The organism is Gimesia algae (assembly GCF_007746795.1).
Lineage (GTDB): Bacteria > Planctomycetota > Planctomycetia > Planctomycetales > Planctomycetaceae > Gimesia > Gimesia algae.
Genome location: NZ_CP036343.1, coordinates 6,358,587 through 6,369,905, shown reverse-complemented (window position 1 = coordinate 6,369,905; position 11,319 = coordinate 6,358,587). Strand labels below are relative to the sequence as shown.

Annotated in this window: 7 protein-coding genes; 4 read left to right on the top strand and 3 right to left on the bottom strand. The window is 50.3% G+C overall.

The genetic code is table 11. The features are described 5' to 3' along the window. Positions 1-38: 38 nt before the first annotated feature. The 4 genes from Pan161_RS23780 (at position 39) to Pan161_RS23765 (ending at position 6,556) form a co-directional block, all read left to right on the top strand. Positions 39-1,379 carry an ABC transporter permease gene (locus Pan161_RS23780; RefSeq protein ID WP_145231233.1) on the top strand — a complete coding sequence of 447 codons (1,341 nt, stop codon included), beginning with the start codon at positions 39-41 and terminating at the stop codon, positions 1,377-1,379. 200 nt (positions 1,380-1,579) lie between these two features. Beyond that, entirely contained in the window at positions 1,580-3,631 is a 2,052-nt protein-coding gene (locus Pan161_RS23775) for a thioredoxin-like domain-containing protein (protein WP_145231232.1), read from the top strand. 273 nt (positions 3,632-3,904) lie between these two features. Continuing rightward, a complete protein-coding gene (locus tag Pan161_RS23770) occupies positions 3,905-4,177 on the top strand; it encodes a 2TM domain-containing protein (RefSeq protein ID WP_145231231.1) in 273 nt (90 codons plus the stop codon). A gap of 27 nt (positions 4,178-4,204) precedes the next feature. Further along, positions 4,205-6,556 carry a heavy metal translocating P-type ATPase gene (locus Pan161_RS23765; RefSeq protein ID WP_145231230.1) on the top strand — a complete coding sequence of 784 codons (2,352 nt, stop codon included), beginning with the start codon at positions 4,205-4,207 and terminating at the stop codon, positions 6,554-6,556. A gap of 9 nt (positions 6,557-6,565) precedes the next feature. On the opposite strand, the gene Pan161_RS23760 is transcribed toward Pan161_RS23765, so the two are convergent. The 3 genes from Pan161_RS23760 to Pan161_RS23750 all read right to left on the bottom strand — a co-directional run bounded on the left by Pan161_RS23760 (position 6,566) and on the right by Pan161_RS23750 (position 11,024). Then, a complete protein-coding gene (locus Pan161_RS23760) occupies positions 6,566-7,423 on the bottom strand; it encodes an alpha/beta hydrolase (RefSeq protein ID WP_232103452.1) in 858 nt (285 codons plus the stop codon). 84 nt (positions 7,424-7,507) lie between these two features. Beyond that, entirely contained in the window at positions 7,508-8,725 is a 1,218-nt protein-coding gene (locus Pan161_RS23755; protein WP_145231229.1) for an SGNH/GDSL hydrolase family protein, read from the bottom strand. A 73-nt stretch (positions 8,726-8,798) separates the two neighbouring features. Then, the gene (locus tag Pan161_RS23750; protein WP_145231228.1) at positions 8,799-11,024 is read right to left on the bottom strand and encodes a tetratricopeptide repeat protein; all 2,226 of its coding nucleotides are present in this window, start codon (positions 11,022-11,024) and stop codon (positions 8,799-8,801) included. Positions 11,025-11,319: the final 295 nt, after the last annotated feature.

Below are 11,319 nucleotides of genomic sequence, written 5' to 3'. Positions count from 1 at the left end.
TTTTAATTCTTCTTCTGTATTACATTCAGGCACTTCGCATGTCCCGTATTATTCGTATCGTTCGACTCGCTTTAAAAAGCTTAATGCTGCATAAGCTGAGGTCCGGACTGACGATGCTGGGGATTGTGTTCGGTGTGTTCTCCGTGATTGCGATGCTGGCGATTGGTGAAGGGGCCAGCGCCCAGGCACAGAAGCAGGTTCTTGAACTGGGGGCCACAAATGTCATCGTCCGTAGCGTCAAGCCGCCTCATGAAGTCACACAGTCTTCCACACGCAGCCGCGTTCTGCAGTACGGCCTGTTGCGTTCTGATTATAAAATTTTGACGGAAACTCTACCAACCATCACCAGTGCGGCTCCCATTCGCGAAGTGGACCGGGAAATTCGTTATCTCAAAGAAGCCATGAATGCCCGCGTTGTGGGATGCACCGCTGACTATCTGGAGATGAATCATCTGATGCTCTCGCAAGGGCGGTTCCTGACAGGCAGTGACCAGGAAAAACTGTTGAACGTGACCGTGATTGCCAACGAAGTGGCCAACAGTCTGTTTAAATTTGAAGACCCGCTCGGCAAGTCCATTCGTATCGGTCCCATGTTTTACACTGTGATAGGTGTTACGAAAGACAGGACAGCATCCGCAGCCATCGGCGGCAGTCTTTCCGGTCAGGATTATAACAAAGACGTCTATATTCCCATCAAAACCCTGCAGGCGCGCGAAGGGGATCTGGATATCAAAAATCAGGCTGGCAGTATGACAGCCGAACACATCGAACTCAATCAGATCACCCTGCGTGTGAATCATAAAGATGCTGTGCTGCCAACCGCCCAGGCAATTCGAGAGACACTCGATCAGTCACATCCGCGCACGAAAGACTATGCAGTAGTTGTGCCTTTGGAACTGTTAAAACAGGCGGAACAGATCCGAATGATCTTTAACGTCGTGTTGGGGTCGATCGCCGCCATCAGTCTGGTGGTGGGAGGCATCGGAATTATGAACATCATGCTGGCGACCGTCACCGAGCGGACACGTGAAATCGGTGTGCGACGTGCGCTGGGTGCGCGTCAAAGGGATATCATCGAGCAGTTCCTGACCGAAACCATTGTACTGGCCGGGTCGGGAGGGTTGATTGGCGTGGTCTTTGGATTACTGACCCCGCTTTCCTTTCTGGGGATTCAGTGGTTCGTACAGAACTTTGTCATGGAAGGGAACTCCGCGGGCTCGGAAGTCGGCCGTATGTTTTTTGATCTCCATCCCCAGATTGCCTTCTGGAGTCTGCCCGTTGCCTTTGGAATCTCTGTGACCATCGGAATTATCTCAGGGATTTACCCGGCGATTTCTGCAGCACGCCTTGATCCGATTGAAGCACTCAGGCACGAATAAACGTCTGATTTCTGTCTGCCGTTTCGCCGGTCGTTTCCTATTGTGGAATTGAAAGAATCTGATTTCCTCTATGAAAAATTCAGGTTAAGCTGTTCCACTCTCCTGTCTGGCTCTTACAATAGAAGTGTGCTCACTCCGCAGCACCCTCATCCTATTTTGAACCTACCTCATGTTGCCAACCAGAAGATGGAGAATCAGGCATGCCAGGAAAGTCAGCTTTTCTGAATCAAATCCCCTGCACTGTTGCACTTTTCACTCTGCTGTTCGCCGGCGGTTTCTCGTCCGCTTTAGCTGATGAAAAAACTCCCGCTGCCCCGGCCGATACCGAAATTAAAAATCCCTTTCCAGATCGCCCCCAGGCACCGAGTATTGATGGTGGTATAGGGTGGTTGAATACTTCCGGAGAGATCACACTAAAAGATCTGCGGGGAAAAGTCGTCCTCATCGATTTCTGGACCTATTGCTGTATCAACTGCATGCACGTACTGCCGGATCTGGCGTACCTGGAAAAAAAGTATCCCAACGAACTGGTGGTTATCGGCTGTCATTCTGCCAAATTTGATAATGAAAAAGAGACCGATAATATCCGCCGCGCCATTCAGCGTTATGAAATCAAACACCCCGTCATCAATGATGCGAATATGACGGTCTGGCGGAAGTTTGGTGTCCGTGCCTGGCCTTCAATGGTCTTGATTGATCCTGAAGGAAATTACTGCGGTCATCTCTCAGGCGAAGGCAATCGGGAAGTGCTGGATAACGTTCTGGAAAAGGTCATCGCTTATCATCGCGCCAAAGGCACACTCGATGAGACTCCCGTGCATTTTGAACTGGAGTCTGCCAAATTAAAACAGACGCCACTCAAGTTCCCTGGCAAACTGCTCGCCGATCCCGCTCAGCAGCGATTATTCATTTCCGACAGTAATCATAACCGGATCGTGATTGCTTCACTGGATGGAAAACTGATTGACGTCATTGGCTCCGGTCAGATCGGTAACCAGGATGGCGGCTATAAAACGGCCTCCTTTGATCATCCGCAGGGAATGGCTCTAGTGGGTAATACATTGTTTGTGGCTGATACCGAAAACCATCTGATCCGGACAATCGATCTTGAGAAAAAACAGGTCAGTACACTGGCCGGCACTGGGGAGCAGGCGCGTTTTCGTTCTGCAGGCGGGAAGCTGAAAGAAGCTGCTCTCAATAGTCCCTGGGCCCTGGCGGTGATAGATGATGTGCTCTATATCTGCATGGCGGGACCGCATCAGATCTGGTCTCACAAACTCGGTTCCGATGAAATAGGCGTTTATGCCGGCTCCGGACGGGAAGACATTACCAACGGTCCTCTGGAAACCTCTGCTTTCGCACAGACGTCAGGTATCGCCGTTGATGGTGATGTTTTCTATGTCGTTGACAGTGAAGGCTCTGCTGTTCGCAAGGTGGATACGAAGAACAAAACCGTTTCCACAATCGCAGGAACCTCCGACCTCGAACGGGGCAGGTCACTGTTCGAATTTGGTGACAAAGACGGCATTGGGGAAGAGGCACGCCTGCAGCATCCGCTGGGTGTTCTGTATGACAACGGACGTCTGTTTGTTGCCGACACTTACAATCATAAACTGAAAACCATTGATCTGAAGACGAACGAAGTCAAAACGTTTCTGGGAACCGGCAACGATGGCAACAGCCTGAACCCGGTTGAGTTTTCTGAACCATCGGGCCTGGCGAAGGTAGGAAATCAGCTTTTCGTGGCTGACACCAACAATCAACGAATCTGTGTCGTAAATCTGGACGATCACAAAGTCAGTGAATTCAAAATTGCTGGCTTAACGCCTCCCAGCCTGCCGAAAACAGTCGACAATAGCTTTGCGGCAGCTTCAGGCAAGGCATTGAGTGTTACTCCCCGGAAAGTCGTTCCTGGTGCGGCATTAAAAATTAATGTAACTCCTCAGCTACCCGCGGAATATAAACTTTCCCCGTTGGCGCCGGTGAAGTTTACCTTCAAGTCAGCAGAAAATCCCGAGGTCATCCTGGCTCGTGGAAAAGGGGCCGTTGAAGGTGATCAGCTGGTCCTGCAGTTGCCGGCATTGAAGCAACTGTCGGGCACATACGTTTTGAATCTGCGGTTTGGTTACTGTCGCGACGGAGTTGGCGGCTTATGTAAACAGCATTCTGCACAGTGGAATATTCCCCTGCAGGCTGACAAAGGGGCCAAAAATGATGGTGTTTCCCTGTCTCTGGATCTTTCAAAAGAGTAATCACAACAGAAATAATCTGATGCGAACGGTTGCTGATCTCTCATTCTGACAGGGCAGCAACCGTTTTTTTATTACCTATTATTCCATTAAAATTCAAATCTGAGTCTCGTGGGTTAGCTATAATACCGAATTTTCAGCAACTTACAGACAATGTGGTGCGCTAATGCCAGACTGGCATAGCGATTGCGATTCTTTTCTCAGGCAGACGGTTTAAAATCAATCTGTTTTTTTAATATGGTCTGCGGTATAAAATCTGAGACAGGAGAAACCGTAATGGCAGAGAATGAAAAAAATTACGACCTGGCAAAAGAGCGGGTCGAGAAGAAAATGGGATTTATGATCCATTGTGGTATTTACGTAGTTGTTAATGCCGGCCTGATTGCGTTAAACCTGACGCGATCTCCAGACAGGTACTGGTTTATCTGGCCCCTTCTAGGCTGGGGAATTGGTGTTGTCATTCACGCTATCAAAGTATTCGGACCTGCCCGTTCAGCCAGCTTAAAAGAAAAAATGATTGAGAAAGAACAGTCAAAACTCAATCAGTAGATTTGAACAACAATAGAAAAGCACTTCATGACTGCAACTGATCCGATCTGCCACATGGAAGTCGACGAGTCCACTGCCTTGCACGCAACCGTCGAGGGTCAAGACTGGTATTTCTGCAGCCAGGGATGCCGCGACAAGTTTGTTGCGCAGCATGCAGAGCCTGAGCCAGCGGATAAAAAGAGCTGCTGTCATCATGGCCCGCCTGATCACCATGCGAAGCACCAGTCTCACAAACAGGATTCCAAAGATGTACCGGCTGGCACGATCTATTCCTGTCCCATGCATCCTGAGATTGAGCAGGTAGGGCCAGGCAGCTGTCCGATCTGTGGCATGGATCTGGAACCGCTGATGCCTCAGAAAGAGGATTCGCCGGAAGAAGCAGCCGAATATGAGCTTATGGCCCGTCGTTTCTGGGGTGGGCTGATTCTGGGTATGCCGGTGTTCCTGTTGGCAATGCTGCCTATGACCGGGATTCCGGTTCATAACTGGATCTCACCAACTGTATCAGGCTGGATTCAGTTTCTGCTCAGCACGCCTGTGATGTTCTGGGCTGGCTGGCCTCTGTTTGAACGCGCTTACCGTTCGATCATCAGTATGAATCTGAACATGTTTACGCTGATCGGAATTGGTACGGGCACCGCCTACATTTACAGCGTGATTGCATTGGTGGCTCCCGGAATCTTTCCCGCTTCTTTTCAACATGAGGGAACGGTCGAGCTCTATTTTGAAGCCACTGTTGTGATCACGGTACTGGTCCTGCTGGGGCAGATGCTGGAATTGAGGGCTCGCAAGCGGACAAACAGCGCGATACAGGAACTGCTCTCCCTTGCCCCGCCGACTGCCCATCTGGTCGTCGATGGCGAAGAACGGGAGATCTCGCTGGAAGAAGTACAGGCAGGTAATCTGCTGCGTGTACGTCCCGGCGAAAAGGTGCCCGTCGATGGTCTCGTTCAGGAGGGAAAAAGCCTGATTGATGAATCGATGATTACCGGCGAATCAGTACCCGTTACGAAAGAGCAGGGGGACGACGTCATTGGAGGGACTGTCAATCAGACCGGTTCGTTTCTGATGAAAGCCGAAAAAGTCGGGGGAGAGACACTGCTGTCACAGATTATTCAGATGGTCTCCAGTGCACAACGCAGCCGCGCACCGATTCAACGGGTGGTCGATACGATTGCTTCTTATTTTGTGCCTGCTGTTCTGGCTGCCTCTGTACTGACCTTCCTGCTCTGGAGCTGGTTGGGACCGGAGCCCCGCTTCGCGTATGCTCTGATCAATGCGGTGGCCGTGTTGATTATCGCCTGTCCCTGTGCACTCGGTCTGGCAACTCCCATGTCGATCATGGTGGGTGTCGGTCGTGGTGCAAAGCAGGGTATCCTGATCAAAAACGCGGAAGTGCTCGAGACCCTGCAGAAAGTGGATACACTGGTCGTTGATAAAACGGGTACACTCACCGAAGGTCGACCAAGTCTGACAGAATGTATGCCTGCTGCGAATTATAGCGAAGCGGATCTGCTGCAGATCACAGCATCGGTCGAGCAACACAGCGAACATCCCCTCTCACAGGCAGTTGTGGTTGCCGCAAAAGAACGGGGGTTGAAACTGAAGGACGTCAGTGACTTCGACTCAGTGACTGGTGCAGGGGTTAAAGGCACTGTCGATGGAAAGCTGGTATTGATTGGTAGTGCGTCCTTTTTACGGGATCAGTCGATCAACATCAAAGACGAACTGAGTTCGCAGGCGGACCAACTCCGCGAACAGGGGCAGGGCATCATTTTTATTGCAGTGGCGAACGAGTTTGCCGGCTTTCTCTCCGTTTCAGATCCGATTAAAGAGACCACTGCTCAGGCAATTCAGAAGCTACATGCCCTGGGTCTCACGATTGTGATGGTGACAGGCGATAATGAAAAAACGGCGCGGGCGGTCGCGAAGTCGCTCAACATCGATGATGTGGAAGCCGGGGTGAAGCCGCAGGACAAATACGAAAAAATTAAAGCGTTACGGAATGCAGGTCACAAAGTCGCGATGGCCGGAGACGGTATTAACGATGCGCCTGCCCTGGCAGAAGCCGATGTGGGCATTGCCATGGGAACAGGAACTGATGTCGCTATTGAAAGTGCCGAAGTCACACTCGTTAAAGGGGATCTACGTGGCGTTGTCGATGCCATTGACCTCAGTCGGCTGGTGATGAAGAACATCCATCAGAACCTGCTGTTTGCCTTTGGTTATAATGCTCTGGGCATACCGATCGCCGCAGGTATTCTGGTCCCCTTCCTGGGAATGCATGCTCTGTTAAGCCCGATGATTGCTGCAGCGGCGATGAGTTTCAGCTCGATCTCCGTGATTGGTAATGCACTCCGACTGCGTTTAAAATCCTGATTGCTGAGTTCAATCGGCCTGTTTTTTCGCTTTGATAATGCGCTTGATTTCTTGCAGCAGTAGAAAATGTCCCGGTTTAGCCATACTTCCATGGGTAAATCCATCCAGCTCAAACAATTGAGCCTGCGGATGTTTGACTACCTGTAACAGGCGATGCATGTAAGCGTTTTCTTCGTATCGTGTGGGGAATTCCAGTTCCCGGTCACCGGTGATCAGCAGGATCGGCGGTGCATCTTTACGTGCATGAAACAACGGAGCCATGTCATCGATGATTGGTTGATCGCGCTCGATTCCCATCTCTTCACGAACCGTCATATGAGTGATGCAGTGTCCGCTGTAGGGAATCAGGCCGGCGATGTTATTCGCATCGATCTCGTGTGCAGCGAGCCAGCGTCGATCCAGACCCAGCATACTGGTCAGGTAGCCGCCTGCGGAATGACCGGCGACGAAAATCAGCTCGGGATTGCCGCCATACTCTTTGATATGTTGAAACGTCCAGGCCACCGCTGCCGCAGCGTCTTCGAGATAAGCCGGTTTTTTGGCTTTGGGAAACAGGCGATAGTTGACAGCAACAATCGCAATCCCCTGGTCCTGTAGTTCTTTGGGAATGGATTTACTGCCCCCTTTCAAGCCGCCGCCATGAAACCAGACGACCGTCGGAAAGCCTTTGATTTTCGTTGGATAATACAGGTCCAGCTTACAGCGTTCCTGCATGTATTCGTTCTGCTGTGTCTGCTCTGCCGTGTAATACGGGATGTCGTTCAGCGTTTTATAGTCGTTGGTAGTTTCCTCAGCATAAGTAACCTGCATCGCAGTGATCAACAATGTCAGTATCACCATGGGGAATCGGATTTCTCGCTGTCGCATCGCTCTACCTTCTTATCTCAAATTGAAAATTAAGTTTAAGTTTTTGTATGGTGCAAATTTTTAGCGAGCAGGAATGCTCTGCCGTTAAAACCCGGTATGGGGTTTTGTCTTTTGTGGCTGGTCTGGTTCAAGAAACCAGGGGACCTCTTTTTTCAGCCATTCGGTGATTGCTTTACTCGCGATCGCGTTGGCTTGACCGTTGGGATGATGGTCCGTGGGGTGCACCCAAAGATCTGACGTTTTCTGTCCTTCAAAAGCATCGGTCAGATCCAGTACGGGAAGGCCGGCCTGTTCTGCGATTGCTGCGACTTGTGCATGGATGGGTTTCAGCGGGTACTCCGATTCAAAACCTTCCATCAGTGGATAGATTACAAACACGGAGCGGCAGCCTGGGATCTTAGGAATTGTTTGAATCGTTTCTTTGAAAACACGCAGATTTTCTTTGTTGAACTCAGGGTCGTACGAGTCGAGATACCATTGTACGGTTTCCCGTTTGATTTTGTCCATTTCGAAAGGAGCGGTCAGTAGGCTAACGGATTTCAAGTAGCCTCCATGCCAGCTGTTTTTTTTGTAATCGTCGAGGTACTGATCACGGATCTGAACCAGGTCATTGATATATTTCTGTCGTTCCGCGAGTCGTGGATGCAGCGGGATGTCATTCGGGATAAAGACAAAGATCGCCCGATGGCAGTCTGCTTCCCGGGTGATGGCTGCCAGGATCTGCAGCTCATCCATGGTGTTCGCACCCACCTGACCGCCATTGATGACCTCATATTGATTTCCCAGCTGAGATTCCAGTTGGCGGGAGATGGTTTTTTCAATGGGAACCCCTTCGCCGAAGACAAACGAGTCTCCTACACAGGCAATCCGCATCACGTTCTCAGGGGTCCCGTTCGAATATTCGCGGTCCCGGATCCCTTTGGAAGAATGCGTGTATTTCACACACCAGGGTGTCTCTTCGAGGCGGTCCAGTGGCAGGGGTTTCGGATTGAGCGTATAAGTCAATAATTCCCATTTCCCTTGTGAGGTATCTGGTACCGGCGAGAATTCTGCGTGAGGATTGTCAGGATAGCATTGATAATAGGTAATCTGATCCTGCTGTGTCAGATCAGCGAGCTGTCGTTTGGAAATCAATCGCGGGGGCTCAACGTCGAAAACACGCACGAGCGTTTCTACAACGACCAGACTGAGCAGCAGTCCCACACCCAGAGCAGCGAGACGAAACAGAATGGTTTTGTTTCTGCTGCGTCCAGGTGTCGCGGGTGTATTCTGGCTGGATTTGTTATTGGAAATCTGATTCAAGTGGATTTCGATCTGACGGAAAAGGTTTCAGAAATGTGAGTCTCTGATTATAAGTTTTGTGGTCACATAGTTTCTATTGTTTTTGATACAAATCAATTCGTTTTTGGATATCTCGTGCCGGCTCTGAGCCTGCAGGCACAAGTTTCAATGCGGTGTTTAGCGCGGAGAGAGCGGCAGTGGTCTGTTGAAGCTGCTGTAACGATTCTGCCAGGTTGTAGTAAGCGGGGGCCAAGTCATCTGCATATTTGATGGCGGTTTCAAACTTGGGTATCGCTTGCGTGTGTTGTCCCTGTTGTTGCAGAATGGTTCCCAGCAGGTTGGATGTCAGCGCCAGTTCCTGACGAATTTTCTGATAAAGGGCAGCAGAAGACTTTGGATCGATATTGTTCAGAGCCGTTTCATAATGCCGAATCGCCTGAGGCAAATTTCGATTATTCGCAGCGATCAGTCCCAGGTTAAATTCGTTCGCTGGATTGATGGAACCCCGTTTTCGTGCACGTTCAAACTGTTGGATTGCGTTCTGCTCCTCCCCCAGTTCCAGGTATAGCATCCCCAGGTTTTCATTCAGGGCAACGTCATCAGGTTGAAAGCGTAGTGCCCGTTGGTAATACTTCAATGCGTCCTTAAAGTTTTGCTGTTTGCGTGCGATATTTCCCAATCCTTGCAGCGCAAAAATGTTTTGGGGGTCCGCCTGCAATGTCTGCAGATAATGATCGAAGGCGTGTTTGAGCTGATCCTGTGATTCAGAATAGACACCCAGCGCCAGGTGGGCTCCCGGATGCTGTGGATCGATTTCCAGCACGCGTTGATGGTGTTTGATCGCCTCTGTTTCCTTTCCGAGTTTCATCAGAGTGGTGCCCAGGTTCTGGTGCGTGCCCGCATCATCGGGGATCACTGCCAGCGATTTTTCGAAGTAATGCAGGGCAGTGTCATACTTACCTGACTGAAAGGCAAGATGACCCAGGTTGCTCAATGCGATGAAAGCACGCGGGTTGACAGTCAGGCAATGTTGATACAAGCTTTGATTGCTGCCCCAGGTGGCCGTCTGGAAATAGCTCAGGCTGGCACAGACCAGCAGGAGTACAGTTACGACTATCCGCGGGGCAAGATGGGAAACGCCACGCATGAGCCAGGCTACCGCCAGTGCAGGCGCCAACAGGGAGAGATAGACGTAGCGGTCCGCGACATTGGATACAAACTGGTAGGCGAAAGGAATCAGGCCCAGTACAGGCAGCAGCCCGACGATGAAGACTCCTGCGATCGTCAACCAGATTCGACGTTGTCTGACAAAGCAGGCGATCAGTAACAGGACACAGGGAATGATCCAGAACCAGTATAATGTTCCGGTTTCCAGAATCAGTTGGATACTTTTATCGTACTGCATCGCCAGGGGATAAGGTACGACCAGTTTCCATAAATAAAAGGTCAGTGAATCCCCGGCGATCAACGGGCGAGCCCAAAGGGGACTTTCAAACAACAGTTCTGCCTGTTCTCCGCGATTCAGCAGAATGAAGGCGACAGCCAGAATCAGCCAGCCAGCAATCCAGAGACGCAGCGATTTTAACTGTGCAGGGAAAAAACCGATCACGAGAATTCCAATGATCAACGGGGTCGTCACAGAACTGGGTTTGGCCAGCAGTGAGAGCAGAAAACAGAAACTGGCGGCAATTAGAGGACTATGTGAGGCAGGCTTGGGTTTTGACTCAGAAGAAGAGCCAGGCTGCTCGTGAGATGTATTATGAGATGCAAATATGAGTGAAAAATAGATCGCGCTAATCGAAAAACAATTGCTTAATAACCCCCGCGTCTCGCTGATCCAGACCACGGATTCCACCTGCAGTGGATGTAACAGGAACAACAGACCTCCCAGACAGGCAGCCTGTCGATCTTTGACCAGCAGAAACAGAATCTGGTAGATCAGCAGCGAATTGATGAGGTGCAGGCACAAGTTCCCTGCGTGAAACAGGTAGGGTGAGAGTTCGTCCTGATTTTGCCCCCCCAGTAGTCGGGTAATTGCCGTTTCACCCGCAAAAAAAGTGTAGCTGAGAGGAATATACAGCCCTTCGTAAGGCTCGGACCAGATCTTTCCCAGGCTGCTGAGTGTTACAGGGTTCAGATTTGGGTTCTGTGTGAGATGCATCTCATCGTCCCAGTCCAGCAGTGGATACGCCAGGCAGCGTGAGAACACAAGGAGCAGGAGAACAAGAAAGAGAAAAGCAACTTTCAGCAATGATCGCTGGTCAACATTTTCGGATGACAGTGAGGATTCATCTGATTCAATAGGAACTATGTCATTCATCGCTGGTGATCTTAATATGCCAAGCCTGTCCGACGAAACTGCTGAGGGAATTCCGCCGAGGATTGACTCGCTTCGGTACGGCAACCGTTGTATGATCTTATTTAACAATGTTTATTGAGGGAAAGCAAATCAATCCTGATTCAGGTTGAGTGTAGCGTCTCTCGTGTTCTTCTTCGTGGCACTCACGGAAGAATCAGATTACTCGATTGAATCTGAGTGGACTCTTGCATATAAAAATCTGGCAGTCAGTCGAATTCCCATGTCTTACAGTATCAGGGTAGAGGTCAATTTGGTC

Bases quoted from the DNA above. Each gene is read 5' to 3' on its own strand.
- Pan161_RS23780 (WP_145231233.1), top strand. From the start codon at position 39: ATGTCCCGTATTATTCGTATCGTTCGACTCGCTTTAAAAAGCTTAATG.
- Pan161_RS23775 (WP_145231232.1), top strand. From the start codon at position 1,580: ATGCCAGGAAAGTCAGCTTTTCTGAATCAAATCCCCTGCACTGTTGCA.
- Pan161_RS23770 (WP_145231231.1), top strand. From the start codon at position 3,905: ATGGCAGAGAATGAAAAAAATTACGACCTGGCAAAAGAGCGGGTCGAG.
- Pan161_RS23765 (WP_145231230.1), top strand. From the start codon at position 4,205: ATGACTGCAACTGATCCGATCTGCCACATGGAAGTCGACGAGTCCACT.
- Pan161_RS23760 (WP_232103452.1), bottom strand. From the start codon at position 7,423: ATGCGACAGCGAGAAATCCGATTCCCCATGGTGATACTGACATTGTTG.
- Pan161_RS23750 (WP_145231228.1), bottom strand. From the start codon at position 11,024: ATGAATGACATAGTTCCTATTGAATCAGATGAATCCTCACTGTCATCC.